This is a genomic window from Oleomonas cavernae, assembly GCF_003590945.1.
In the GTDB taxonomy this organism is placed as follows: Bacteria; Pseudomonadota; Alphaproteobacteria; order Zavarziniales; family Zavarziniaceae; genus Zavarzinia; species Zavarzinia cavernae.
Window position 1 is genome coordinate 3,710,782 of the sequence record NZ_QYUK01000011.1, and the last position, 26,681, is coordinate 3,737,462.

General features: G+C 61.1%; 25 protein-coding genes. 12 read left to right on the forward strand and 13 right to left on the reverse strand.

The window, feature by feature from the left end; all coding sequences use genetic code 11:
- Nucleotides 1-62 precede the first annotated feature (62 nt).
- A complete protein-coding gene (locus D3874_RS21865; RefSeq protein WP_119780892.1) occupies nucleotides 63-674 on the reverse strand; it encodes a TetR/AcrR family transcriptional regulator in 612 nt (203 codons plus the stop codon).
- Nucleotides 675-819: 145 nt separating this feature from the next.
- Between D3874_RS21865 and D3874_RS28725 the strand changes: the two genes are divergently transcribed.
- The 9 genes from D3874_RS28725 to D3874_RS21905 are packed head-to-tail and all read left to right on the forward strand — an operon-like array spanning nucleotide 820 to nucleotide 7,455.
- A complete protein-coding gene (locus D3874_RS28725; protein WP_158596156.1) occupies nucleotides 820-1,005 on the forward strand; it encodes a hypothetical protein in 186 nt (61 codons plus the stop codon).
- Nucleotides 1,002-2,141 (forward strand): alpha/beta fold hydrolase, encoded by a 1,140-nt coding sequence (locus D3874_RS29580; protein ID WP_233560280.1) that lies wholly within the window; start codon nucleotides 1,002-1,004, stop codon nucleotides 2,139-2,141. Before D3874_RS28725 ends, D3874_RS29580 begins: the two co-directional genes overlap by 4 nt.
- An 8-nt stretch (nucleotides 2,142-2,149) precedes the next feature.
- Nucleotides 2,150-2,581: an alpha/beta fold hydrolase gene (locus tag D3874_RS29585; RefSeq protein WP_199699198.1), complete on the forward strand. Its 432-nt coding sequence runs from the start codon at nucleotides 2,150-2,152 to the stop codon at nucleotides 2,579-2,581.
- The gene (locus tag D3874_RS21880) at nucleotides 2,578-3,567 is read left to right on the forward strand and encodes a VOC family protein (RefSeq protein WP_119780895.1); all 990 of its coding nucleotides are present in this window, start codon (nucleotides 2,578-2,580) and stop codon (nucleotides 3,565-3,567) included. Before D3874_RS29585 ends, D3874_RS21880 begins: the two co-directional genes overlap by 4 nt.
- An 11-nt stretch (nucleotides 3,568-3,578) precedes the next feature.
- Nucleotides 3,579-5,309 (forward strand): bifunctional 3-(3-hydroxy-phenyl)propionate/3-hydroxycinnamic acid hydroxylase MhpA, encoded by a 1,731-nt coding sequence (gene mhpA, locus D3874_RS21885; RefSeq protein WP_119780897.1) that lies wholly within the window; start codon nucleotides 3,579-3,581, stop codon nucleotides 5,307-5,309.
- Between the two features lie 18 nt (nucleotides 5,310-5,327).
- Complete coding sequence (locus D3874_RS21890; RefSeq protein WP_119780899.1) at nucleotides 5,328-6,101, forward strand: SDR family NAD(P)-dependent oxidoreductase; 774 nt, start codon at nucleotides 5,328-5,330, stop codon at nucleotides 6,099-6,101.
- Nucleotides 6,102-6,120: 19 nt separating this feature from the next.
- A complete protein-coding gene (locus D3874_RS21895; RefSeq protein ID WP_119780902.1) occupies nucleotides 6,121-6,906 on the forward strand; it encodes a 2-keto-4-pentenoate hydratase in 786 nt (261 codons plus the stop codon).
- The gene (locus tag D3874_RS31680) at nucleotides 6,893-7,192 is read left to right on the forward strand and encodes a hypothetical protein (RefSeq protein ID WP_119780905.1); all 300 of its coding nucleotides are present in this window, start codon (nucleotides 6,893-6,895) and stop codon (nucleotides 7,190-7,192) included. Before D3874_RS21895 ends, D3874_RS31680 begins: the two co-directional genes overlap by 14 nt.
- The gene (locus D3874_RS21905; RefSeq protein WP_119780908.1) at nucleotides 7,189-7,455 is read left to right on the forward strand and encodes a DUF2274 domain-containing protein; all 267 of its coding nucleotides are present in this window, start codon (nucleotides 7,189-7,191) and stop codon (nucleotides 7,453-7,455) included. The genes D3874_RS31680 and D3874_RS21905 overlap by 4 nt, the downstream gene beginning before the upstream one ends.
- On the opposite strand, the gene D3874_RS21910 is transcribed toward D3874_RS21905, so the two are convergent.
- The 7 genes from D3874_RS21910 to D3874_RS21935 all read right to left on the reverse strand — a co-directional run bounded on the left by D3874_RS21910 (nucleotide 7,418) and on the right by D3874_RS21935 (nucleotide 15,647).
- A complete protein-coding gene (locus D3874_RS21910; protein ID WP_119780911.1) occupies nucleotides 7,418-8,326 on the reverse strand; it encodes a LysR family transcriptional regulator in 909 nt (302 codons plus the stop codon). The two genes, D3874_RS21905 and D3874_RS21910, sit on opposite strands and share 38 nt — an antisense overlap.
- Before the next feature lie 176 nt (nucleotides 8,327-8,502).
- Nucleotides 8,503-9,303, reverse strand: coding sequence for an SDR family NAD(P)-dependent oxidoreductase (locus D3874_RS21915; protein WP_158596157.1), 801 nt, complete (start codon nucleotides 9,301-9,303; stop codon nucleotides 8,503-8,505).
- 26 nt (nucleotides 9,304-9,329) lie between these two features.
- Entirely contained in the window at nucleotides 9,330-11,333 is a 2,004-nt protein-coding gene (locus tag D3874_RS21920) for an acyl-CoA synthetase (RefSeq protein WP_119780917.1), read from the reverse strand.
- Complete coding sequence (locus D3874_RS21925; protein ID WP_119780920.1) at nucleotides 11,334-12,287, reverse strand: fumarylacetoacetate hydrolase family protein; 954 nt, start codon at nucleotides 12,285-12,287, stop codon at nucleotides 11,334-11,336.
- An 82-nt stretch (nucleotides 12,288-12,369) separates the two neighbouring features.
- Nucleotides 12,370-12,816: a hypothetical protein gene (locus D3874_RS28155; RefSeq protein WP_147385784.1), complete on the reverse strand. Its 447-nt coding sequence runs from the start codon at nucleotides 12,814-12,816 to the stop codon at nucleotides 12,370-12,372.
- On the reverse strand, nucleotides 12,809-14,452 hold the full coding sequence (locus D3874_RS21930) for an FAD-dependent monooxygenase (RefSeq protein WP_119780923.1): 1,644 nt from the start codon (nucleotides 14,450-14,452) through the stop codon (nucleotides 12,809-12,811). The genes D3874_RS28155 and D3874_RS21930 overlap by 8 nt, the downstream gene beginning before the upstream one ends.
- Nucleotides 14,453-14,552: 100 nt before the next feature.
- Nucleotides 14,553-15,647, reverse strand: a complete 1,095-nt coding sequence (locus D3874_RS21935; RefSeq protein ID WP_119780926.1) for a VOC family protein — start codon at nucleotides 15,645-15,647, stop codon at nucleotides 14,553-14,555.
- 349 nt (nucleotides 15,648-15,996) lie between these two features.
- On the opposite strand from D3874_RS21935, the gene D3874_RS21940 reads away from it, so the two are divergent.
- A complete protein-coding gene (locus D3874_RS21940; protein ID WP_147385786.1) occupies nucleotides 15,997-16,638 on the forward strand; it encodes a TetR/AcrR family transcriptional regulator in 642 nt (213 codons plus the stop codon).
- Between the two features lie 182 nt (nucleotides 16,639-16,820).
- Here the strand turns inward: D3874_RS21940 and D3874_RS21945 are convergent, their stop codons facing one another.
- Together D3874_RS21945 and D3874_RS21950 are read right to left on the reverse strand one after the other, a co-directional pair.
- Nucleotides 16,821-17,600, reverse strand: a complete 780-nt coding sequence (locus D3874_RS21945) for a hypothetical protein (protein WP_147385788.1) — start codon at nucleotides 17,598-17,600, stop codon at nucleotides 16,821-16,823.
- A gap of 253 nt (nucleotides 17,601-17,853) precedes the next feature.
- Complete coding sequence (locus tag D3874_RS21950) at nucleotides 17,854-18,405, reverse strand: cytochrome b (protein WP_119780935.1); 552 nt, start codon at nucleotides 18,403-18,405, stop codon at nucleotides 17,854-17,856.
- 837 nt (nucleotides 18,406-19,242) lie between these two features.
- Here D3874_RS21950 and D3874_RS21955 point away from each other — a divergent pair.
- The gene (locus tag D3874_RS21955) at nucleotides 19,243-21,249 is read left to right on the forward strand and encodes a DUF1302 domain-containing protein (protein WP_119780938.1); all 2,007 of its coding nucleotides are present in this window, start codon (nucleotides 19,243-19,245) and stop codon (nucleotides 21,247-21,249) included.
- Nucleotides 21,250-21,541: 292 nt separating this feature from the next.
- Nucleotides 21,542-22,678 (forward strand): helix-turn-helix transcriptional regulator, encoded by a 1,137-nt coding sequence (locus D3874_RS21960; RefSeq protein ID WP_119780941.1) that lies wholly within the window; start codon nucleotides 21,542-21,544, stop codon nucleotides 22,676-22,678.
- A 350-nt stretch (nucleotides 22,679-23,028) separates the two neighbouring features.
- Here the strand turns inward: D3874_RS21960 and D3874_RS21970 are convergent, their stop codons facing one another.
- The 3 genes from D3874_RS21970 to D3874_RS21980 all read right to left on the reverse strand — a co-directional run bounded on the left by D3874_RS21970 (nucleotide 23,029) and on the right by D3874_RS21980 (nucleotide 26,601).
- The gene (locus tag D3874_RS21970) at nucleotides 23,029-23,550 is read right to left on the reverse strand and encodes a nuclear transport factor 2 family protein (RefSeq protein ID WP_119780946.1); all 522 of its coding nucleotides are present in this window, start codon (nucleotides 23,548-23,550) and stop codon (nucleotides 23,029-23,031) included.
- A gap of 32 nt (nucleotides 23,551-23,582) precedes the next feature.
- Complete coding sequence (locus D3874_RS21975; protein WP_119780949.1) at nucleotides 23,583-24,722, reverse strand: NAD(P)/FAD-dependent oxidoreductase; 1,140 nt, start codon at nucleotides 24,720-24,722, stop codon at nucleotides 23,583-23,585.
- A gap of 274 nt (nucleotides 24,723-24,996) precedes the next feature.
- On the reverse strand, nucleotides 24,997-26,601 hold the full coding sequence (locus tag D3874_RS21980; RefSeq protein ID WP_119780952.1) for an MFS transporter: 1,605 nt from the start codon (nucleotides 26,599-26,601) through the stop codon (nucleotides 24,997-24,999).
- Between the last annotated feature and the right edge of the window lie 80 nt (nucleotides 26,602-26,681).

Below are 26,681 nucleotides of genomic sequence, written 5' to 3' on the forward strand. Positions count from 1 at the left end.
TAATCTGAGGTGGTTCTCCGAACCCGCCATATGCCCTGCTAACCAGTTGCACCTGCTGCAGGTCAACCGAGGTCGGCGAGATCAGGCAGGAGGCGCGTAGCAAGCACTAGCGCCTCGTCCTTCTCGATACCTAGGGCGCGCAATACCATGGCAGCGACATCGGTACCCGCGTCGCGCCAGGTACGCAGACCATCCAAGACGAGGACAATAGCCGCCAGCGTCGAACCAGCAATGACACTAAGCGCGCCCGGTATTTGCTCCACCCCTATATCGTATCGGCCACTCTCGATGCCGAAGGTCAGGTCCCTGATCGGGGGCCCGCTCCAGATTTCCCGTAGCGACTTGTTGGTGTTCGCGAATTGCACGAGGAAACGGCCCCAATTCGGCTCCTCGTGTGCGCGGCGAATATAGAGCCTCATACCAATGGCGAGGCGGAGCGCCGGATCGTCGACGCCCCGGTAGCTCGCGACAATCTGCTGGTCCATCTCCTCAGCCAGTTGCGCGGCAATCGACTCGAATAGTTTTTCGGGTGAGGGCACGTTCTTGTAGATCGTCCCTCGGACGACACCAGACACCGCTGCCAGTTCGCTCACGGTCACGGACGCGGTGCCCTTCTCGGCGAAAAGCTCCAGCGCGGCTTTCCGGATGCGCTTCTGCGCTGCGCTGACTCTCAACCGACACACCTCTGCAAAACGGACAAATATGTTCAAATATGGGCAATTTGCCACCTAGTCGTCAAGCCGAACTTTCGGACAAAATTTCCATTGATTGAACAGAAATGTTCATTTAAAGAGAATTCAACGTCACGAGGAAACTGACATGACCCAGGTGGACGATAGCGCCGACATCGAAGCGGCCCTTGCCTATCAGCCGCCGCCCGCCCCCCGCATGCGGCGCTTCATGGCGCCTGCCGGGCCTGGTTCAGGCCCGAATTCCTGGGCCTGCGGGAACTGGACCTCACCCGCCCCGCGCTTTTCGTCGGCAATCACACCCTGTTCGGCCTGACCGACGCGCCCCTGATGATCGAGCATCTCTACACGCAATACGGCGTGATCCTGCGCGGGCTGGGCGACCGCGGGCATTTCAAGGTGCCCTACTGGGGCGAGCTTCTCGTGCGGCACGGCATGGTGCTGGGCTCGCCCGAGGTCTGTTCGGCCCTGATGCAGGCCGGCCAGCACATACTGGTTTTTCCGGGCGGCGCACGAGAGGTCATGCGCCGCAAGGGTGAGGCCTACAAGCTGATCTGGAAGCAGCGCACGGGCTTTGCCCGCCTCGCCATCGAACATGGCTACGACATCATCCCCTTCGGCGTGGTCGGCCCGGACGAGAGCTACCGCATCCTCTTCGATGCCAACGACATGACCAGGCCCGGCTGGCGCCAAGGCCTGCTGGAACGAAGCGGCCTGATGAAGTACACGCGCGGCGGCGATTTCCTGCCCCCAGCCGTGCTGGGCCTCGGGCCGACACTGATCCCCCGGCCCCAGCGCTACTACTTCGGCTTCGGCCCGCGCATCCCGACCGAAGCGGCGAAGGGCCGGCAGGACGACAAGGACACCGTCTGGGCGTTGCGGGAACAGGTCGCCGCTGCCGTCGAGAGCCAGATCGAGCGCCTCAAGCAATACCGGGAACAGGACCGCCCCGCACCTGGAGTGCGGTCCGGCGCTGGCTGGCGCCGCTTCAACAATGACAAACAGGAGGAGAGGGCAATGACCGACCAGACACCAGACGTCGTCTCGCGGCATGTAACCTTCGGCAACCGCCGAATCTTCGTCAGCGAGGCCGGTGAGGGTTATCCGGTGGTCATGCTGCACGGCGGCGGGCCGGGCGCTTCGGGCCTGTCCAACTACGGCCGCAACATCGGGCCGCTATCGGCGCATTTCCGGGTGATCGTGCCGGACATGCTGGGCTACGGCCAGTCGACCAAGGGCGTGAATCGCCGGGATCCCTTCGGCGATCTGGCCGATGCCATGCTCGCCCTGCTCGATGCCCTGAAGATCGAAAAGGCGCATTTCATTGGCAATTCGCTGGGTGGCGCCTGCGCGCTGCGCCTCGGCCTCGACCGGCCGAGCCGGGTCTCCGCCCTGGTGCTGATGGGCCCGGCGGCATCGGCACCACCCGCGCCCTGCCCACCCCCGGGCTGAATAAGTTGTTGGACTATTACAGCGGCTCGGGCCCCAGCATCGAGAAGCTGCGGACCTTTATCCGCGAATATCTGGTCTACGACGGATCGCAGGTGCCGGAGGAGGTGATCCGACAGCGCTACGAGGCCAGCATCGATCCCGAGGTCGTGGCCGCCCCGCCCCTGCGCCGGCCGTCGGGCCTTGCCGCCGCCATCCGCATGGATTTCACCCGCGATCGCCGGCTGGCGAAAAGCACCATCCCGACCCTGGTGCTCTGGGGCACTGCGGACAAGGTGAACCGACCGAGCGGCGGCCCCGCCTTGCAGGCACGCAAGCCCAACACCGATCTCTATCTCTTCGCCAATACCGGCCATTGGGTGCAGTGGGAGCGGCCCGAAGAATTCAATGCCGCGACTGCCGCCTTCCTCAACCAGCAGACCCCGGCGGGGGCGCGGCGATGAGTGATGCCACCGATATCTTCGGTGCGGTGGCCATGGGCTATGTCATCGTCGAGTCCAACCGGCTGGACGACTGGCGGCGCTTCCTGAAACAGGGCCTCGGCCTACACGAGACGGCGGCGGACGGCAACGCCCTCGCTTTCCGCATCGATGCCCATGCGAGGCGCTTCATGGTCCGACGCGGCAATGCGGAGGACGTCACCGTTTCCGGCTGGCAGGTGCGGGACGAGGCGACGTTGGACATCATCCGCCGGCGCCTCGCGGACCGGAACATCGAGATCGAGGCCAGCAGCGCGGAGGACGCGGCCTTTCGGGGCGTGAAATCCTTCATCCGCGTGAAGGGGCCGAAGGGCATGGCGATCGAACTGTTCACACGGGCCGTGACCACGGACGAGCCCCTGAATATGCTGCCCAGCGGCTTCGTCACCGGCCCGTCGGGCATGGGCCATTTCGCCATCACCTCGAAGCAGCCGGAGAAGCTGCTCCGCTTCTGGCAGGAGATCTTCGACGCCCGTCTCAGCGACCGTATCTCGCAAGAGATGTCCGGCATAACGCTGGACATTACCTTCCTGCGCTTGAACGAGCGCCATCACTCGATCGCGGTGGCAGCGACACGGGGCCTGCGCCTCGATCCGATCCGCACCCGGATCCAGCACATGAACCTCCTGGTGGAGACGCTGGAAGACCTCTCCGGCACGTTCGAACGGCTGACCGACCTCGGCTACGGGATGGCCCACGAGATCGGCCAGCATCCCAACGACCGGGAAGTGTCCTTCTATGTCCTGACCCCCTCCGGTTTTGAACTGGAACTGGGCTGGAATGCGCTCCGCGTCGAGGAAGCGGGCTGGAAACAGGGCTACTACAACGCCATCAGTGTCTGGGGCCACAAGCCGGAGAAGAACACGCCGCTCGACAAATTCCTTCTCAACCTGGGCAACTTCCGGCGGGGCATCAGGTCCCTGTTCGCCACCGAATACAGCCCCTTGTGACAGGCCCGGCCATGAATCAGAAGAACACCCAGGCTTTCGCGGCGGATGTTGTCATCTCGGGCCTCGGCCCGACCGGCCTGACCCTCGCCCATATCCTCGGCAGGCGCGGGCACAGGGTGATCGTGCTGGAGAAGGAACCGGTCTTCTACGGCAACGCCCGCGCCGTCTATACCGACGACGAATGCATGCGCATCTTCCAGTCGATCGGCGTCGCCCAGGAGGTTGCAACGAAGATGATGCCGGAGACCCCGGTGCAGTTCGTGCGCAAGGATGGCAGTGTGCTCGGCCAATACCGGCCGCTGAAGCGGGTCTTCGGTTGGCCGGTGGTGAATTTCTTCTACCAGCCGTATCTGGAAACCCAGCTTACCGACCTGCTCGCCCGCTATCCCAACGTCGAGGTGCGGCGCGGGCGTGAACTGATCGACTTCACCCAGGACGAGGGGGGCGTCATCGTCACCCACCAGGCGACGCGGGAAGTCCGCTTCGGCGATGCCACGGGCGCCAGGGTCAACCTGGATGTCGATGCGGACGCGCAGCGGCTTCGGGCGAAATATCTCGTCGGCGCCGACGGCGGCCGCAGCCCGGTGCGCACCAGGCTCGGCATCGAGATGACGGGCAGGAACTTCCCCGAGCCCTGGCTGGTCGTAGACCTGAAGCGCAGGCCGGGCCGCGACGGCCTGCGCCATCTCCCTTATTTCAACTTCGTGGTCAATCCGCGCCTGCCGGTGGTGAGCTGCGTGCAACCGGATGGTTTCCATCGCTTCGAATTCATGCTGATGCCCGGCATGACCAAGGAATGGATGGAAAAGCCCGAGACCGTTCGGCAGTTGCTCGCCGACTACGTCGACCCGGACGATTTCGAGATCAAGCGCAAGCTGGTCTATACGTTCAACGCCCTGATCGTGAAGGAATGGCGCCGCGGCCGCGTGCTGCTGGCCGGCGATGCCGCCCATATGACGCCGCAGTTCATGGGCCAGGGCGCCTCTTCCGGCATCCGCGACGCCTACAACCTCGGCTGGAAACTGAGCGGCGTGCTGGACGGCCTCTACGGCGACGAGGTGCTCGACAGCTACGGCCGCGAACGGCATGGCCACGCCAAGGCGATGATCGACGTTTCCGTGTTCATGAAGGACACGGTCTCGATGACCAACCCCATCGGCACCCTGCTGCGGGACGCGGTGCTGCACATCGTCCAGACCGTCCCGGCCTTCCGCCGATGGGCCGAAGAAGGCGGCTTCAAGCCCCAACCGGCCTATGCCCGGGGCCAGTACCTGGGCCTGCCGCGCCGGGGCCGCAGCCGCCCCGAAGGCGCACTCGCCCCCCAGCCGGAAGTTCGGCTGATCGACGGACGACGCATGCTCCTGGACGATGTCCTGGGCGAAGGCTTCGCCCTCGTCGGGTTCAAATGCGATCCGCGCGAGGGCCTGTCGGCGGCCCAGCGGGACAACCTGGCCCGGCTCGGCACGCGCTTTGTCACGCTCTATCCTTATGCCGGCCGGCCCCAGGGCATGAAGGAGGTCGCCCGTTCCGTGGACCCCGCATTGTCGGAGGTCGAGGACCTGGGCGGCCATATGGTCGACTGGTTCCGCAAGGCCGGCTTCAAGCACGAGGGCGTCGCCATTCTGCGGCCTGACCGCTTCGCCTTCGGCGTCGTCAGTCCCAGCCAGTGCAGCCGCGCGGTCGACGACCTGATCAGGCAATTGGCGCTTCAACCCCAAAAGGCCGAACGGCAGTACGCGTAACAAGCAGGGAGGTGAGCCATGAGCATGTTTGATCTGACCGGGCAGGTCGCGCTGGTGACCGGTTCGACCAGAGGTATCGGCCACGCCATCGCCGCAGCCTTTGCGGCCCAGGGGGCGCTCGCCATCGTGTCCGGCCGCGACCCCGCCGGCACCGAGGCGGCCGCGGCCGCGATCAACGCCGCCGGCTACCCCGGCAAGGCGATCGGCATCGCCGGCGACGTCGGCCTGAAGCCGGATATGGAACGCCTGGTGTCCGAGGCCGAAGCAAAGGCAGGGCCGATCGACATCCTCGTCTGCAATGCGGCGGTCAACGGCTATCTCGGCCCGATCACAGGTATCGGTGACGACCAGTTCCGCCGGATCCTGGAGCACAACCTGCTCTCGCCCTTGTGGCTGGCCGCCCTTGTCGCGCCCGGCATGAAGGAGCGGAAGAAGGGATCGATCATCATCATCTCGTCGGTCGGCGGCATCGTGCCTTCCACCATCCTTGGCGCCTACGGTGTCTCGAAGGCGGCAGATTTGCATCTCGCCCGGACGTTGGCGACCGAACTCGGCCCTTCGGGCATCCGCGTCAACTGCATCGCCCCCGGCGTGGTCCGCACCGACTTCTCCCGCAAGCTGTGGGAGAACCCGATGATCGCCGAGATGGTCGAGCAGCGCTGCCCCATGCGCCGCCTCGGCGAGACGGAGGACATCACGGGGGCGGCTGTCTATCTCGCCTCCGACGCTTCGCGCTTTATGACCGGCCAGGCCCTGGTGCTCGACGGCGGCGCCAGCCTCGGCGGCATCTGACCACGAACAGGGCATATCGATGAGCAGCGATTTCGAAAACGTGGCGCAGCGCCTGCGTGATGCCTATGTCACCAGCGCCGTGCCACCCTTGCGCGACAGCCTGTCCCCCACCGATGCCTCCGGCGCCTATCGGGTGCAATCCATCAACACGCGCTTCTGGCAGGAGAGCGGGCGCCGCATCGTCGGCCGCAAGATCGGCCTGACAGCCAAGGCGGTACAGGCGCAGCTCGGCGTCGACCAGCCCGACTTTGGCGTGCTGTTCGATGATATGGCCATTCCCGACGGCGGCACACTCGATCCCGCTGCCGTGATCCAGCCGAAGGCGGAGGCCGAGGTCGCCTTGGTGCTGGCCCGCGATTTCGACAACCTCAAGGCGACGATCACCGACGTAATCAATGCCGTTGCCTATGCCTTGCCTGCGATCGAGATCGTGGACAGCCGCATCGCCGATTGGAAGATCACCTTCGCAGACACGGTGGCGGACAACGGCTCCTCTGCCTTCTTCGTTCTCGGGACGGAGCCAAAGCTGCTCGCCGGCCTTGATCTGCGGACTTGCGGCATGGCGTTGGAAGTCGACGGAAATGTCGCGTCGCTCGGCGCCGGCGTAGCCTGCCTGGGCCATCCGCTGAACGCCGCCGCCTGGCTCGCCCGCACCTTGTCGGCGGCGGGCACGCCCTTGCGCGCCGGCGACATCGTCCTGACCGGCGCGCTCGGGCCAATGGTGCCCATCGTGCCGGGCAATCGGATCACCGCCGCAATCGGCGGCCTCGGTACCTGCGGTTTCCGGCTCGGTGAACGGGCGTGACCGCGCCTTTGCGGATTACTTCCTGCTGCTGGGAACATTTGCGTTTCGCGCCAGGGACATTCCGCCGCCCCGTCAGGCCTGCATCGATAATGATGGCAAGATTCCGGGCCTGAGACGACTGATCGACGCCGTGCACGCACACGGGGTTACCGTCGACGACGCGGGGCAGCGGATCGTCAGTCGCGAACTCTCGATCCCGCCGCCCCTAACCATCCGGACTGGTTTTCCCGTGCGGGTGATCGGCACCCGCGACCTCATCATTGATCGGCATGGAGGCGCACCATGACCAAACTCAAGTTGGGCCCGTTCGAAGATGACAAAGTTGTTAGAGCAACCGTGGAACTGCCAGCATCGCTCCACCGTGACCTCGTCGCCTATGTGGAAACTCCCCCGCATCAGATCGGCCAGGCGGTCACCGATCCGTTGACGCTGATCGTCCGAATGCTTCAGCGCTTCATCGCGACGGACAGAGGATTCGCCAAGGCAAAGAAGCCGAAGTCCACGCTGCTCCTCACAGTGTCTTCGGATCTAGCTTCTCTTCCGCGATAGCCTGTGCCAGATCGAGAAATGGCCTCAGCGCAGGGTTCTCGTTCGAGGTAGACCAAACAGCGCTGAACGGCAACGGTGATGCCACAAGAGGACGGTAGATTACACCAGCAAATTGGATGGCCGTGGTTGCCTCGCTGGTTAGCGTCAATCCCTGTCCCAAGGCCACCAATTGCATCAAGTTGTCGCGGTGAACGCCACAGCACTCGACACTCAGACGGCAACCGAGGTCGGAGAGATGCCGGATCAGATAGTCGTGGATCTCCGGAGCCGGATCCATCGCGCTTACGATGAAGTTCCGACCACGGAGGTCTGACCATGTGATCTCTTTTGCCTCCTCCAGCTCATGACCGCACGGCAAAGCAACAAAAAACCGCTCGTCCCAAAGGTAGGCAATCTCGCAGCCCGAAATTGTGGGCCTACCAATTACAAAGGCGATATCGAGTTCACGCCGCTGGATGGCTGCAAAGTGCCCACCTGGGGAGGCCTCGACATAGTTCAGACGGACACCCGGCTCCCGCGACGCATGAGTCCGGATGAGGTTGGCAAGAAACTCCGAGGCCAAGGATGAAGATAGGCCTATGTGAATCACACCTAATTCGCCACTCCCCATGGCTCTTGCAAAGGCAATCGATGTATCCAGCTGTGTCAGCATTTTCCGGACTTGCTCGGCAAAATACTTTCCGGCACCCGTTAACTCAACACCGCTGGGAGCCCAAATAAACAGCGCTACACCGACGCGGTGCTCGAGATCACGGACGCGCTTGCTCACGGCAGATTGCTGCACCCGAAGAGACTGAGCAGCGCGCCGAAAGCTCCTGCAATCGGCTGCCGCTAGAAAATATGTAAGCTGTCTGAAATCAGCCGCCTTCATATTTTACTCGACTCTAAGCCCATCACATGTAGACCACCGCCCACCCCAACAGTCGCCTCGATGAGTTCATGCCTGGAGCCCCACAACGCCACTCTTTGGGACTGTGGTCTGCCTTCTGCATTGTTTGGTGACCGCTTCGGGCCTTTTGACATCCCTTGTAGAGCCGGGCGACGTCGTCATTGCCTCATCTGTTTGGACAGCGATCGCCTCATGCCCCTGGGCAAGATGCCGAGCACGGTTGCGAAAAAGCTGTTGCTGCGGCCGGTTACGTAGAACACCGAGCCTCGTGCCGCAGCCCGCAACGACTCGGCTGCGACATCTTCGGCGGACATCCACATTGAATTTGGCACTTCGTCCACCTTTCCCTGCATACCCGCTCGCTCCTGGAACTCGGTGCGAGTGAACCCCGGATGTGAGGCAGTCACTGAAACCCCAGTGCCGCGCAGCTCCACATGCAACGACTCCGTGAAGCTGGTGATGTAAGACTTAGTCGCGGCGTAGGTCGCCATCCGGGGACCAGGCAGCAAAGCCGACATGGATGAAATATTCAGGATCGTCCCAAGCTTCCGGGGCAGCATCTGCCCGAGAGCGGCGTGCGCAAGGCGGACAGGCGCGATGACGTTGACAGTGATCTCTCGCTGCTCACCATCGATAGGGAGATTGTAGAAGTCGCCATTGGTCCCGAAGGCGGCATTGTTCACCAGCAGATCCACGGGATTCGTACTGCTGCGAACTCGTTCTTCCACAAGCAGCAGCTGGGCGGGGTCCAGAAGATCCGCCGCCAATACGTCCACCCGAACATTGTGGCGTCCCTTCAACAGAGCCGCCTCTTGATTGAGCCGCTCCCGATCACGCGCAACCACAATCAGGTCAACACCGGATGCCGCAAGCTGGTGCGCCATTGCCTTGCCAATGCCTGCGGAAGCACCGGTAACCAACGCCGTGCGCCACGGAAACTTCGTCACTGCCTTCGCCATGTTCATCTCCTCAGTTGGCTCTGCCGTCAATTTGCTGCCTGGTTGGTAGTTGTGGTGCTTGTAGCATCCGTACGGGATGTCCCTGGTCCCGGAAGGATGGATACGGGAAAGGCATAGCGGCCGAGAACCGCCAAAGCCTTGTCCTTGTCTGCTGGTGTGTCGAGGGTAGCTTCAATACGAGTTCCTCGTGCGTCAGCGACCGCTTGCAGCCGTGTTACAGCTACACCCGCGGCGACCAGTGCCTCGTGCAAGGCATCTTCAATTTCCAGCTGCTTCAGCGCCGGCTTGAAGATCTTCCCCACCGCCGTCAAGGGCATTTCACCGATGACATGCACCGATTTCGGCAAGGCGGCTCGCTCGGCGATCTGCCCCTGTAAAAACTCGACGAGTTGTGCACCTGACGCTGCGTGGCCAGGGCGCAGTTGGACATAAGCGACAGGAAGCTCGCCGGCGTGAGCATCCGGGCGACCAATGGCGGCGGCGAGTTGCACGGCGGGATGCCGAGTCAACGGATCCTCAATGACGGCAGGATCGATGTTGTGACCGCCCCGAATGATGAGTTCTTTGCGCCGACCCGTGAGCCAGAAATACCCGTCTGCGTCCCGGTGGCCCAAGTCCCCGGTATTGAGCCAGCGTTCACCCTCGCCCGCTTCAATCCAAAGGCCCTTGTTTTGCTCTGCCAGGCGGTAGCCGGCGAACACGTTCGGGCCGGCGATAACGAGGACGCCCGCCTCAGCGACGACGCAATCACGCAGGTACGACCCGTCCTGGTCGAGAATCACCGCCTTCATCTTCTGTCCAGGAACGCGCAACCCGATTGATCCAAGCCGGCGCTCGCCCAATGGTGGATTACAGCTGCTGACACAGGTCGCCTCGGTGAGACCGTAACCTTCCAGGATCTTGAGGCCGGTGACGTCCTGAAACTCGCGAAAGACTTCGCTTGGCATCGGCGCGGCGCCACATAGCCCATATTCGAGCGATTTCACATTGCGCTCACCAATGGGGATCTGCAGTAGCGCGGCATATAGCGTTGGGACGCCGCTGAAGAAGTTGATGCGATGGTACTCGATGATTTCCCAGAATCGCGAAACAAGCCCAGGCCCGCGGTAACCTTGCGGTGTCGCCAGCAAAACGTGCGCGCCCTTTGAGAATGGCAAGAGGCCGGTCAGGAGCACGCCGTTGACATGGAACAGGGGCAGACCGCAGAGCACATTCTTGGCCCCATCCATGCCCTCACCCAGGAACTGGCTGGCGCTCCACGCATTGCTGACCTCATTGCGGTGGCGCCGCATTGCGATCTTAGGAATCCCTGTGGTTCCGCCAGTACAGAAGAAGGAGGAATAGTCCTCCGGCGCAATCACCCGCCCACTGACCAGACGGTCCGCGGACTGCCGGTTGAGCAATCGCGTAAGGCGATGAACCTGCACATGGGAAGGAACGGCCCCTCGAATGCCGGCACGGCCATGCATGCGCCATACTTCGCGCCGGCCAAGCAACCGAGCCGGAACACGTTTCAGCCCACGAACACGATCGGAAAGATCGGCGAGCACAACATGCTTCAGGTCGGGCAGTTGGGGCAGGATGGGCTGAATCTTGGCCCACAGGTCAGTGCCCGGGAACGGGGCCAAAGTTACCAGGATGGAGGCGTTCATCGCGCTGAGCAGTTCGGCGATCGCGACGGGCTCAAGCAGGGGATTGATGGCGGCGACAATGCCGGCCGCCTGGCCTCCCCAGATAACGAAATGGGTTTCGGGAAGATTGGGCAGCATGAAGGCGATGACCGTGTCCTTTCCCGCGCCGAGAGCATGGAAGGCATTCGCCGCCTGCGTGATGCGCTGCAGGAGCTGCCTGTAATTCCACGTCTCAGGCTGGAGGTGGTCTTCGGTACGTAGGAAGAATGACAGTGCCGGCGCATTCGGGTTGATCGACGCACCACGCTTGATCATCTCATAGGTGCTCCGCGGCAAGTCCGATGGAAAACCGCGGTTCTCGATGCGTTCGACGTCCCCTTGGCTGGCAATTCCTTTCACTTATGCCTCCTGGACGATCTTATTGCGCTGCACGCCCAAGTCGATCGCACCGTCCGTGCTGTGGATAGACGCCTCGACCAAATCGCCGTGCTTGAGATACTGGGAGCGCTTGGCTTGGGTCTTGAAGAAGATGCTCCACTTCACCCTTTCGGGTAGCACAGCGCCGATCCGCTGCTTCGCCGGCGAAGGAATGGCCAGGGCGCAGCCCGACGGCGTACCGGTTGCCAGCAAATCGCCAGGCGCAAAATCATGCACGCTGGACAACTCGGTCAGCGTCTCGGCGGGTCCATAGACCAGATTGCTGGTGTTGTCGTTCTGCCGGACTTCGCCGTTGACCTTCAGTGTCAACTGCAGATCGTCGATGCGCGAGAAATCACCGGGCTCGAGCAAGCAAAGATAGGGGCCGACAGGACCAAAGGTACGGAAGCTTTTACCTTTGTAGAATTGCATCTGTGGAATCTGGATATCGCGCGCGGAATAGTCGTTAACAATGACCAGGCCGGCGATGTAGCGATGCAGAGTCGCTCCCACAACCAGGGTGGCAGCAGTGATCGGGGTCTTTATGATCAGCCCCAGTTCCACCTCGTAGTCCAAAAACCGGACACCTTTCGGCCGGACCACCTCACTGTCCGCAGCCACGATGCAGTTGGAAGCCTTCGTGAAGATCATGTTGTAGCTCTTCACGTCGGGGTCCATGCCGGATTCGATCATGTGCTGGCGATAGTTCGCGCCCTGGCAAACAAATTGCTGGTTCTGCGTAACCGGGGAAAGAATGCGCACCTCGGCGATATCGAGAGGGTCGCCATTGATGCGCTTGAGCGAAGCCGCATCATGCGCCAGGACAAAGTCACCAGTGGTTACATAGTCCCCAGGGACCGGAACCACACGAGTATTCTGAACCACGCCCCACCGGATGCGGCCCTGATGTTCGAAGCGGATGACGTTGATAGACATGTGGGATCTCTCGACGGTGTGTGCGGGAATGCGTTGTGGCTTTGGATGCCCCGGTCACTCGGCATGTGGGGGCGCATCTCCCTCAGCGGGCATACGACTTGCGCCGCAGGCGGTTCTCGAAATCGAGCCGCACATGGGTCATCGTTTCACCGAAGAAGAACAACGCCAGGGGTTCTCCATGGAACTCCACGATCCCATTCTCGTTCGCGCGCATCAGTTCGGTTCGATCAGGATGCGGCAATGCATAGGCGGCGGAGGCCGCATCGAGCCAAATCTGTTCGAAGTCGGGCCTTGGATGAGGACGCGCCGATGACCGAAACCGGCCTCGCCGGAATTCAAAATATCGCGAGACCTCTCCATCGAGAGTGCGGATCTGGACCACACAGTCCCCGGCAAGCAAGTGTTTTCGCAGTCTCGGGTTGAGCCAGCGGTTGACCCGAATGGCCGTCGCCACACCCATTAGGATCGCTTTGAAATGGAGGCGGTCGCGAAGGCTGGACCGGTGAGCGCGGGCAATGGGATCAGGCATGTGCATTACCCCGCACGCGCTCGATAAGGGCCTCAGGGTTCTTGGGAAGCTTGTTTCCACGCCAGGCGACATATTCATCAGGACGCACGAGGACGTAGTCGGCGGCATAGACATCCCGGGCGTAGTCCTCGGATATCGCCTGCACCTTCAGAGGGACCTTCTTGGCCTCGGCGGCTTGTGTCAGCGAATTCTCGGCGGCCGGGCACCCGGACAGATCGAGAAGCGTAAAGCCCTCCCGATCGAGCAGATCGAACACCGCCGAACCGTCCTCCCTGAATAGGCTAGGCAACCGCGAGCCGGCGCGCGTCGTCGGCCGGTACTCCAGGTCGTGGTAAAACGGCAGAGGATCATCGCCGGCATCGATAATCGGCGAATTGCCCGCCTCCTTGTTGGCGTAGCAGTAGCCGAACTCGGCGCCCCATGCGAAATAGAGACGCTCCATTCGGTCAGCGCGGACCTCAACTGGCACCCGCATGCTGTCGCCATCGTTAACACCATGGAGGAGAGCGCTGGCGACGCCGGCGCAGCGCCGAGCGTGCTCACGGGTAGAGAGGGCAACGGGTTGCCGCTCCGCGTCATAACTCTCGACGAGATGCTTGCCGCCCCAGCCGCGCAGTACGGCAACGAGCTTCCAGGCCAGATTATAGGCCTCGGCGATGCCGGTGTTCATGCCCATCCCGCCTGTCGGGATATACTGATGTGCCGCATCGCCGGCGATCCATATGCGTCCGCGGCCGTAGGTTTCGGCCACGAGGAACTGTGGTTTCCAGATGCCTTTCTGGACAATTTCCAGATCCACATCGGGGGCGTTGAGGAATTTTTGCACGAAACCGCTCAGGTCTTCCCCGGGAGCGGCCGGAACGCCCTTGTGCATGACGTAATCCTCGCCACCGTTAGGGCAGACGACCATGGCGCGCATGCGCGGATTTGCCGACCAGACATGCCAGGGCGGGACACCGTTCTCGAACTTCGCTTGTAGCCCCTTGCTTCTAAAGTGAACGATGAAGGCGTCACCCACCAGGTCACGCAAGCCGAGGTACTCAATACCTAGCCGCTTGCGCGTACCGGAGTCCGGTCCATCGCAGCCCACCGCATACTCGCCAAAGACGGTCCGCTGCTTTCCCGTTCGGACATGTTCGGCATGGACCACAACGCCGTTGGCATTCTCCTCGATGTCATGGACTTCCCAGCCGAACAGCACCTCACACAGTGGGTTGGCATCGAGCAAGGACTTCAGCACAGGCTCAAGGCGCATCTGGGCCACACGATGCATAGGCTCAAGCGGATAAGTGCCGTCCTTATGCCGCTCCGCGATGATTTCGCGGTTTCGCAGTGTGCTGCCCATCAGCTTGAGTTCGTCACCGAACGTCCAAATGGGATCCCCAACATACGATCGGGAGACCATCACGTTCTGATGCTGGCCGATAGGATTGCCGGCCGTTCTGATCGCGTTGTCGATGCCCAGCCGACGGTAGATTTCCATCGAGCGGACATTGACGACGTCGAGGCGCGGATGCGTTGTCGTTTCTTCTCGGGCATTGAATAGAACCGAGCGAACGCCCTGCTGCGCGAGGGCAAGCGCGAGCGTCATGCCGATGGGCCCACCACCCACGATGACTATGGGAACCTGTATCATACCGGCTATTTCCTTCCGATCATCGTCACGGCAGACCTCCTGCAGCGGAGGGCAGCCCGCGATCGGGACTGAATGGGCATCGAACCGTAACACCAGGGATCTATAGCCACGGCCGAGGTTTCGCGCTGATCGCACGTAACATCGAGCTAAGCTTTTGTCTGCTGAGCTGCCCGGTGGCGAGTTGACGTAGCATGGCGATCACCACTTTCGGTGACTTCTCGACACCGAAGTTCTTCGGGAGGTCGTCACCCCAGGTCCAGACGGTTCCCGGGTCGAATGCGGAATAGTTTGTCGGGTAGTCGGCGGTGAAGAGGTCACCGTCGGCATAGTGTTCCAGCATATGCCCGTCCGGGTCTTTCCAGTAATCGAATAGCTGGCTGCCGAGGCGGTGACGACCGATGCCCCAGACGTGGCGATAGCCATCGCGCTTGAGGACCTGCTGGCCCTGGCCGATGGCGTCGATATCGATTACTTCGTAGGCGCTGTGGTCATAATGTGGCAGCGGTCCGGTGGCGACGACGAGCGAATGGTGATCAGCCGGATTCTCTCCGAGATCTAACCGCATGAAAGCGACCAGCGGTTCACCCGTGTCAATGCAGCCGACATCGCTGGGGATGAGGCCGAGGTGCCGCATATACCATTGCGCTGTTTCCGCAAACTTCGGCGTCCCTAGCACATAGTGTCCCAGCCGGATGACCTGCGCCGCCTGCAGCGGGGGACGAAGCGGCTGATTGATACGGCTGATATTGAACGGCGTATTGGGCGCGTAGGGCGCATCGCGGGTCGGCGCAGGCCTTGATGGCTGGCGTCCATACACGACGTCGACCGTAAAGCCATTTGGGTCGACGAGCCGGATCCGCTCGCCACCGCCCGGATCCTCCGCGGTCTCGATCGGGCGGCCAGTCACCAGCGACAATGCTTCCAAGTCGTGCCGGTTCGCCGCCGTAAAGGCCGCACCCACAAAGCGCGCTCTCTTCGCCAGCGTGGCTTTGTAGCAAAAGCCATCCGACCCGGCGCCCCGCGCGAACAGGACGTTGCCTCCGTCGACATCGACGCGAAAACCGAACGATCGGAGAAACGCTGCCTGGCGGGCGAGATTCGGCTTCTCGAAGTGCAGCCACGCGAGTCCAGTCGCCTTCATGATCGGCTCGGGCCGCACCAAAGGAAGGTCACCCGGTTTTGCGACGGTCTTCATAAAGCCCTCGTGAATGCAGGCGTCGTCAGCGGGCCGGTGTCAGCGACGACCAACGCGACCGCACGGACGTGGGTAGGGCCGGTGACCGACTTGGTGCATACGACGAAACAGCGGGTGGCGCCCACAGCGCGCGCGCCTTGACACCGCGGGCGGGCTTGGCCGCGCCCTTCCACCCTACCGGCGGGATGGCTCGTGCCTGCGCCATCGTGGTAGAGTCTGGCCGTTATACGCCTGCGCGAATTTATCGAGGTTTGAGGCAAAGGATGCATGGATTTCTGGCTATAATTCCGCGACTGTTGAATTATATAGGCACAACGCCCTCAACAATTCAACACTCGTGGATTTTTTTATGACAGCGATTCCCCGAAAGCGGGGCCGTCCGGCAAAGAGCCGAGAGGTTGTCCCCGAAGAATTGCTTCGCCAGGCATTCAACATGTTCGCGAAGGAGGGCTTCGAGGCCGCCTCCCTCAGGAAGTTGGCCGCCGATAGCGGTGTCGATTTCACCTTGTTCCGGCACTATTTCGGAACCAAGGACCAGCTTTGGCGGGCCGCAGTGGTAGCTGAGTTGACACCGCTGGCAGAACAGCTGCTGCAAGTCTTGAAATCGCCGCAGAAGGAACTTGGGGTAGTGGATGCCCTAAGGCAAAACATCACTGCGGCGTTGTTGCTTGCAATTGCCGACCGTGATCGGGCTGGTGTCCTGTTCAAGGAGCCGGGTGATGCCGAGAGGCGTGATTGGCTTTACTCCACTTTCGTCGCGCCCTACCAGGCGCAAGTCGACGAGGCATTCAAGGCAGCGCTTGAACAAAAACTCATCCGTCCGGTGCCGTTCGAGAGCCTGCACGCCATGATCATTGGGGTGGCCCGCATGATGGTCGACCCCGGCATGATGTCCCCGCGCATGGCACCGCTCTTGAAAGACAAGAGGAAACTCAAGGCGTATGTGGAGGGCGCCGTCGCTGTGTTGTTTGAAGGGCTACAAGCCAAATAAAGACATTGTGGAAATGATTACGCCTTCCCGTTGCGAGTGACAGATTCACAGTACCCTCTCTCAACGAGAAGCCTCTTGCTTCATCGAAGCGCCGAGGTGCCCAACGGGCTGACCTCGGCGCGCCTGGCTTCGCGAGAGCATATGGTCGCTGGCAAGGTGGGAGGATCTTCAAAAGAGGAAGATCAATTCCATGTTACAGGCTGGCGCTGCCCACCCAGGATAACCGGGTAGGTATTTTCTACCGCATAGGCATGCATAGCCACGCAATGCCGCAGTTGCGCCGGAAGCGTCGATTGCACCGAAGCTGAGCCCAGCAATTTGTCAAATGCCGCTCGATCCTTGGTCCCGATGATCAACGCACCGGCATAGGTGCGATTGGCCGGCTGATCATGGAGCACGTCAGGGGTCCACTGTGTAAACCTACCCCCGGGCTGGAAAACATGGGTACGCAATTCCTGCGCACCGGCCGCCAGCAGGGCGGGAGCCATCACACCGTCGACGAAGCGTCGAAACGGTGCGCCCCGCAACTCGTAACGCGCACGAATCAGGACAATTGCCCTGAAGCCGATCTCGGGTTGATAGGGGCCGGTCCACCAGCGGCCCCCGCCGGGACGGGAATTATTGGGAAGAACGCGATCGAAGACGTTGAACTCGTCATGGAAGATCGACTTCATTCGGAAGAGCCGGTCGGCGAGACCGGCCGCGAGGCTTGTGAGGCGCACTTCTGTCAGCCCATCGATGTGCCAGTCCGTCGGAATGATTCCCCCCAGTCCTTTCGGCACCGGCCAGAATCCATGATCGGTCGGAGAAAAATGATGCTGGAGGTATTCATGAACCGACGGGAGCTTGGTGACCAGTTGCCCGTGAGGGCCTCTCCAATAGGCCAAACCATCCTCTCTGGTCAGATCAGCGCGGAGCCACACCAAAGCACACATCGTGTTGAAACCATGAGGAATTTTCATCGATTACCCCTGTCGTCTTGTGTTGGCCTGCAGCCTTCAATGACTATTTGCGTCAGTTGGCTGGAGGATCTTTTCGGATGCATCTTTGTCAAACTACTATGTAGGAGCAACCTGCGCCCCGGCCTCAACACCGCCATCCCGTCCGGCCATCTTGCAGGGATGCCCAGGTCTCCTCGATTCCTTGGCTACAGGCCAGCCGCAATCTATAAGGTTACCTCTGCCGCCTGAAAAGCCGTGGAAATTCACGATAACCTCACCGACGTGCCGGCCACATCCTATGGAGCACGCGGTCCTTCCAGACGAATTGATGGATGAGCGCCGCGGTGATGTGGAAGGCAACCAAGCCGGCGAGCGCCCACGTGGCCAGTTCGTGGTATTGGCGCAATTCAACGAACCGCTGTTCATTGGCGGCACCAAGCAGGTCGGTCAGGTCAAATAGGTAGGCGGGCTGAACCGGCAGTGGGGACGCAGACGCCGCCACCAGGCCCAGCAAGGGGACGCTAAACAGCAGCAGATACAAAACGAGATGGACTAGCGCCGACAGCTTGCGCTGCCATGCTGGAAGGCTGTCCGGAAGCGGCGGGGGCGCATTGCGTAAGCGATACCCCGCCCGGATCACCATCAGGGCCAGCAGGCTGATGCCTAGCGCGGAATGAGCAGCCAGCGAAAAAAGGTGCTCCGGCTCGGGCAAGTCCAGCTGGAAGCGTTGACCAGCCAGCAGCATGGTGAGGACAAGCGCCGCGATAATCCAATGCAGGCGTTTGGCCCAAGGGCGATACGACAGATTCTGGGGTGGGTAACGCATATTTTCCTTGACTCTAAATTCTTCAATCGTGGAATTATATAGCACTATGCGCCGGGCAATTCAACGTATGTAGATTTTTTCCCGGTCGTATAGCTGCTGGAGGCAACAAGGCATGCAGGTGCAAAACATTGACTGGGCAGTTTCCCTGCAGGCGATGCCGAAACATGAGAGTTCCAAGTGACTTGGTCGAAGGGTGAGGCCGTCACGCCGGAAGGCTATCTTTCTTCCATGATAGGCCTACGCAGATTGGCACCAATCATCGCCCTTCGATGGCAACGCCCCGCAACAAATCGTAGTTGATGCCTTGTAGGCTAAGCACACGCTCGCCCCAACGCAGGAAGATCAAGGGGCACGCGGAGCGAAACTCGAGGGGCGGGCCGCAGTAATTAGTGACATCACCGGTGGCATTGGCAGGCAACTGCTGGCGTGGCCTGGCTGCCACTTGGCTCCCTTCGAGCTCAACGAGACAATTGGGCCAGACCGCCGATCAACTGGCGAACGGGGGTGCTCCGGTCTCCAGCCACAGTACCTGAAACAGTTCCGCGACCGCAAAAGACGGAGGAGCAATTGGGTGTGAAGACAAAAGCGACTTGGGGGGCGGTTCTGGCCGGCTCGCACTGAACACGATCGACACCGCTTAAAGTCTCCTGTCGGAAGGAACTTGTCACGACCACGCGCGCTGGCATCGGCTTGATACGACGGATTGCTCAATGCGCGGCGCAACCCCGCTCTACGGGGCACTATCCCCATGGGATTCCCTACAGGTTAGATACTGTGCCCAGGTCCTATAGGGCGTTCTCCAACGAATACCTAAGATTGACGCGAGAGGCCTGACCCATGCGGCGTTTTCCCCTATTCTTCCGTGCCGCCATTCTTGCAGGAATCTACCTCGGTGCCGCCTCCGGTATCGGCACGAGGCCAGCCCAGGCAATCGACGTCGAATGGGGAGACGTCTCGGGCAGCATCATCACCTCGCTATCCGTGAGCACGCAGATCCGCATGGCGGACCGTGATCCACGCAATGTCGGCATCAGCAACGGCGGCTCGATGCCGACCTCCGGCAATGACGACGGCAATCTCAATTTCGACAAATACGACCTCACGACGCTGATTGGCAACGTTACTAGCGAGGTCAGCCTCAAGTGGAAAAACTTTGGACTCTATGTGCGGGGTACGGCCTTCTACGATTATATCGCTGACAACAACGATCTCGCTGCGAATGGCCCCTCGGAGCGGGACTCTCGTGGCTCTTATACGATTACAGGACAACGTCGTGCGCGTTACGATGCCTACCTGCAAGACTATTTTTTATCGGGCAAGTTCAAGGTCTTCGACCATTCGCTCAATATACGCCTGGGCTCCCAGGTATTGAACTGGGGCGAGGCACTGTTTACAATCAACGCCATCTCGGTGATCAATCCCATTGATGTGGCACGCATCCGGGTGCCCGGCGCTGAACTGCGCGACGCGCTGATTCCCATCCCCATGGTCTCGGCGTCCCTGGATTTGGGTGGAGGTCTATCAGTCGAGGGCTTTTACACCTTCGATTTCGAGCCATTCAAGCTGGAGGCTTGCGGTGCCTATATGTCGTCGAGCGACACGTTCTGCGATGGCACGCGAGGCGTCGGGGTGGGCACCGACTTCCTGGACACTCGCTCCTACTATAAGGGTCGAAACAATCCCCAGGACAATGCGGCGAACTACGACGGCATCTCAGCCGACGTGACCACCGAGGATGACCCCGAAGGGCATGATTGGGGCATCGCCTTGCGTTACTTCTCGCCCGCCCTGAACAACACTGAGTTCGGTTTCTACTACATCAGCTATCGGAGCCGTCTGCCCTCGATCAACGCCTTCAGCGATTACAAGAATCCAGGGACTGGCAAGATCTTGGGCCTGCCGATCAATCCGTTCTCACCAGCCTTTGGTACGCTGCCGCGGTCAGTCGTTCTGGATAATCTCGACCACGGCGAGCTCACCATCTACTACCCGGACGACATCGAGCTTTTCGGACTCAGCTTCAACACAACCCTCGACGCGCTGGGCATAGCCATTAACGGCGAAATCTCGATGAAGCACGATGCGCCGGTCTGGATCTCGGAGCCGACGCTGACCTTTTCCACCTACAACAACGCGGGCGGCAACCCGCTGTTGGCCAACCAAGCGTTCGGCATCGCGCCCTATGTCGAAAACGGCGTACCGTTCGACCCTGACGCGCCGTTGCCACTCAACCTGAACCTGGACGAGCGGCACGACCTGTGGAATGCCAACCTACGCATCACCAAGATACTGCCGACCACCAATTGGATCGTCTCAGCCCTGGGCGCCAATTCAATCATCGCCCTGGTTGAGACGGCTGTGATCTATGTCGATATCGATCCGGACGGGCCCCACGACTACGCCTCCTATGGCCAAAACGGGTTCAGCGGGTTCAAGACTCGCCCCCTGAACCTCCTGGGCCTGGGTGAAGTGGTGCCTGCCCTCGACCTTCCCGCCCAAGGGGACCCTCGATTGCAGTCGACTTGGAAGCCACCGACCAGGTGGTCAGGCGGATTTACCACCCTTTTCATCCTCGATTACCCAAATGCGTTTGGGATCCCTATCAACCTGTCGCCGACCGTTGCCTTCCAGACCGGTGTTTTCGGCACAACACCGTCACCCAATCCCGGTTTCACAAAAGGCGTGAATGCGGTCTCCCTGGCTTTGAAGGCCGATTACCTGGGCTCTTACTCGGCCCAGATCTCCTACTTCAAGAGTTGGGGTGGAGGTGGCGGTGGCGGTGGCTCCATGAACCCCACCATCGACCGCGACTTCATTGGCGTTAGCTTGTCCTACGTCTTTTGATTATGGGCTCAGGAGCGCGCATCGCCCGTAGGGCTGGCGGCGAGGGATCATTTGTCCGAGCGCAGCATGGGTCAGTCGCACGAGCGCGATTACGTTGAGGTGAATTTCTCGCGGCTCATTGTCTATCGGCAGCGCGTGGAACTCGCCATTTGTTCCAAAGCCGGCGCTGTTCACCGAAAGCGGTTAGGCGACGGGTACCCCGATTGCGCGCAAGGCCCTACCGGACGGCGCACTTGATGTTGGACGAATTTGCCGGAAAGGACGAGGCCTCGGAAGGCTTCTCAGGCTGCCAATGAAAGTGCAGAACCTCCACGATCTGGTTGACCAAATCTATGCCGCTGCCTGGCTGCCGCAGCGCTGGACGCAGGTGTTGAATCGGCTCGTTGCTGCCTGCGGTGTGCAAGGTTGCGTGCTCTATATCGTCTCAAAAGGATTGGTGCGCTGGATCGCGTCTGATTCTGTTACGCCTCTGGCTGCTGAATTTGTCGGAGACGGATGGTGCCGCAACAACCGCTGGGTAACCCGTGCAATCGCGAAGCAGTTTCCCGGTTTTCTGGGTGACCGCGACCTCTTCACCGCCGCGGAGTTGGAGGGCGACCCGATCTATCGAGATTTCCTCGTCCCACGCGGTATTCACTGGACGGTCGGCACCACGATCCAGCTTCAAGATGGCGAAATCGCGATCTTTCAGCTCGTTGGCGACCGCGCACGGCCGCCGATGACATCGGCGGAGCTGGAAATACTCGATACCCTGCGCCCTCACTTGGCACGCAGCGCCATGGTCTCGGCGCGCCTCCCTCTGATCAAGGCTGAATCCGCAACACGGATGCTCGAGGCAATGGGCTTGCCTGCGGCGGCCATCACGCTGGATGGCCGGATCAAGTTTGCCAATTCGCGATTTGAAAGCCTGGGCAAGCGGATAACCACTTACCGAACAACCGAACGCATCAGCATCGCCAACGAAGCAGCCGCCAAGCTGTTTGAAACCGCGATGGCTGGCCTGGCCAGTGGGATGGCCACAGAAACCCGCTCCATCCCAATTCGCGGCGACGGAGAGTCGCCTATGGTCCTTCACGTCCTGCCCACGCGTCGTGATGCGAACGAGGTCTTTGGCGATACAGGTGCGCTTGTCGTGATTACGACGGTCGGCACACCGGGCGCGCCTCCCGCATCGCTGCTGCAAGGCCTCTTCGACCTGACCCCCGCCGAAGCGCGAGTGGCGCAATCGGTCGCGGAAGGGGCAACGTTGGAAGAGCTTTCCGGCACACTGAAAGTGTCGCGCGAAACCCTGCGAACTCAACTCAGGATGGTCTTCGCCAAAACGGGGACGAAGCGGCAGGCTGAGCTTACCTCGCTCATCCTGGGCTCGGTCAGATTCCATGCCCTGGATGGTTCGCGAAAGGCCAAAAGCAACCCTCGTCAGCGATAGCCATTCCATTGTTCGGCAAGCCAGGCCCAGGGCGCTATCGGGGACTTCCTTGCAACCCTCGAAGCCGCAGTGTAGGACGAGCCATCTCGGCCCAGCGGATATACGGTCTTACTGTTCACCAGTGGATCGATGAGATTCTCGGCGTAGTGGACGCGCTCCTCGACTGACAGGCGCTGAGCCGGATCCTGGGCCTGTTGCTCAAGGCGCTCGCCATCCCGTGCCACCAGCACCAAACTGCCCCCAGCGGCAGCGGGCTCCCGCGCCATCTCTTGGCCGATGCCGGTCGACGCCTCCGGTGACGGGTGCGATTGACCAACGAGAATTGCGGAGGCCCCTGCTCACGCCGATACTCAACCCGCCCGGCGCAGTCTTTTGAGAGAGCGACGAAAAATCGTGCGCAGGTTAAATAGGCGCTTGAGGGTCCCCTCGGACAAGCTGTTGTCCTTTGGCAAGAGACCGATGTCGCGTGCGAAAGCTGCGGTATCGTAGTAGCCAGTGATGCGTCGGATCCTGCCGTCGGAAAACTCGAAGAAGGCACCGCCGCGAAGCTGAAAGGCACGACCGTTTGCGCGGAGGCCTTGGAACGGCGTACCCTCGAAAGTACCCCGGCGAGACCACTCGACGCTCGCGCCATGATCGTCGATCACGATTTGTACGAGCCGTGTGTCCAGGTCGGGAAAAGAGGAAAACAGTCCGCTCAGGAATGCGCGCTCTTCAGCTGCGCCTCTCACAAAGCCGATGCCCGAGATGTCTTCGACGATGTCGTCTGTGACCCACTGCATCATGCCGTCGACATCTCGATTGGCATATGCGGTGTAAAACCCTTCGAGGATCCGCCGCCTTTCGGTCGCCGGCAATTGAGTTACACTCATTGACGCTTCCCTCTTGTGATGTAGATGATTGCTCAGACGCCGAGCGCTTTGCGGAATTTCGGCACGAGCATGTGACTGGATTTGGCCACGCGGGCGACGAAGGGAGAGCGAACCACCCCGATTACGGGCAAGTGCAGGACGCCGTTCCGGCTTCCCAAGGTCACTGCCATCATGGGATTGCCGGTCTGAGGTTTGTGCGCCTTCAGCCTCGACGGCCGGCCAGCACGGGTCAGGATTGCTCGGATATTGTGAGCGGCGGTCCTGATCTGCCCACCGATGTGCCAAGCCATCTTGTTCTCGTCAAGATCGGTGATGTCGCCGAGGGCGAACACCGTGTCGGACCCAACCACGCGCAGATCCGGGGAGACGCGAATGCGCCCGGCCTGGTTGAGAGTCGAGGCATAGTGCTGCGCCATATAGGCCGTATTGGGTTTTCCGCCGACACACCAGATCAGGAGGTCGTAGGGGATGCTCTGCCCGCGGCTTGTCAACGCTTCGCCGGCGCCGGAGAGAACCTCCGCCACGGTGCTGTCCGCGCACTCGAGCCGTTCGTCCGTCAGGACTGTAACCCCACTCGCCTTAAGTACTTTGGCGGCCTGTGCGGCGGCTGCTTCTGAAGTGCCGGCCAGCACACGCGGGCCGGCTTCGAGGATGATGATCTTCTTGGCCGGATGGTTCTCGATGATTTCTCCGGCCACCTCGACGCCGATCGGGCCGCCGCCGACAATCAGGATGTTCTGTGATGCGACGATGCGCCGATGATATTGCACATAGAATTCCTTGCGTTCGCGGACCGAGGCGCCATCGATTGCCCGCATCAGAGCGTTTGAGAACTTGCTCCCGGTGGCCAGTACCGACACGCGCCCCTTGAGCAGTTCCTCCTTGCCATTCTTCAGCTGCACAAGCCCGCCTTCGGGATGCATTTCCACCAGGGCACCACGAACATGGGCGACCCCTGGCAGCGCCGCGGCGAAGGGAATGATGGCGGCATCGGCGAAACCCGGTTTTACTAGGCTGCGCGGCACCGACATTGGCACCTCGAAGTACTCATTGGGATCGACGAGCGTAACGCGGAATTCAGGGGCCAATGCCTTGGCGAGCAGGGCACCGGCCATGCCGCCGCCGTAAATCACGACATCGTCTTGGATTGCTGCCTTGGACGTGGCGATCATGCGTTGGTTTCCCCATGGTTGGCTCGTAGGAATGCATACGAGAGACTTTCCGGTCGGTGGTCAGCGCAGTGTTGCAGAGCCGGCGCGGCTTCCATCGCATTACAATCAACCGGCTTGAATCTCAGCAACGCGTAGCTTTTGCCCAGCAGATCGTGGATATTTAGGCTGCCCTTCGCGAAGTGAGTTCGCACGAAGGCGCTGGTCGATTGAGGCGCGCGTCTCTGGAGATAACGCCGAAGCAGGATACCGCCTGCGATCCTCTCGACGACATTCCCTACGAGCGCTCGACCTCGCAGAAGGCCAATTCACTCTCCGTGCCAGTGATGATCACGCTTTCCTTCACTTCGTGGCGGCGGACGAAACCTATGGAAACGAGCGCGGCCACCAACGTGATTGCCGCGAGTACCAGCGTCGTTGCCGAAAATGCGTCGCCATAGAGCTGGGTCAGTTCGCTGCTGCTCAACGCCGGCGTCGTCAGTACGGCCTCCGTAATTTTGCCATTCACTATGCCGTTCGCGATGGTAACGACCATGTCGGGCGAGAAGGTTGCTGGCAGGGCTTGATGCAGGCCCCGCTGTGTGAGGCCCAGCAGGATGGCGCCGGCGATGACAATGGCGACGCTCTCGCCTGCCACTCGGGCAGTGGCAAAAATGCCCACCGCCATACCGGCGCGCTCTTTGGGCACGACGCTGACGGCCAGGTCGTCCATCAGGCCCCAGGGAATGGCTGCCCCAACGCCGATCAGCAGAAGAGGAAAAACAAAGGCGAGGCCACCTGCACCCGGTTCGATGAGGGCTAGCAGCACCAGGCCCCCTGCACCGACGATCAGTCCCACGCCGGACAGCAATCCGGGCTGAATCCATTTCGTGAGCACGGCGCCCAGGAATGGCACGATGGTGATCGGAGCGCTGAGCGGCACCATCAGCAGTCCGATCTCGGTGGCCGACATGCCCTCGATCCCGCTGAGCCGAGCCGGGAGGACGAACAGGACAACTATGAAGGAGTAGGCGACGGCGACCGGTAGCGACAGAACCGCAAGAAAGCGGGGATAGGTAAACAGTGTGATGTCGAGCATGGGCCTTTCATGGGCCCGCTCAACCGCCAGGAAAACCCCCAGCATCGCGATGCACCCTGCGAAGAGCGCCAAGACAGGCTTGCTGTCCCAGCCAACCTGCGGCCCTTGCATGATCGCCAGGGTCAGTAGGACTAAAGTCACGGTGAACGTGACGGCACCCCAGATGTCGAATTGCCTCGCATCAGGGTCGCGGGATTCCCGCAGCCTAGGGGCGCTCACCAGCAATACAATCAAGCTCAGCACGGCAGACATAACAAAGATCGCGCGCCAGCCAAGACTGCCGACCAAAGCGCCACCGACGATCGGCCCGAAAGCGATCCCGACGCCAAAGCCCGTACCCAGAATGCTGAACGCCCTTGTGCGGGCGGGGCCCTCGAATTCCTGCGCCAGCGCAGCGAAACCCGCAATCATGGCCAGGGCGGCCGCGGCGGACTGCACCGTTCGGACAATGTCGAGCACAAGAATAGAGGGGGACACAGCAACTATAAGAGAGAGTATCGAATAGGCTCCCAGTCCCAGCGTGAAGAGGCGCTTGCGACCGAACCTGTCAGCGAGCGCCCCGGCCGCCATGACGGCACTGCCGAAGGCAAGAAATGCGCCGTTGACGATCCAGTTGATGGCAAATGCGCTGCCGCCCAACTCCGCGCCGATAGCCGGTAGGGCGACCACGGGTGCAATAGCACTCAAAGGCATCACCACTGCGGCCAGGAAAATGGCACCTAATAGCAACCACTTCTCCGGCGTGATGTGGCCGTTGCGGTTAGCAACGGCCACATCAGTGTCAGAAGGCACATTATGCGACATATCTGGTCACTTCATACGATCAAGGATTGAAAAACGTCAGACGCGCAGAAACCCTTCGGGACACCCGCGCCGGCACAGCT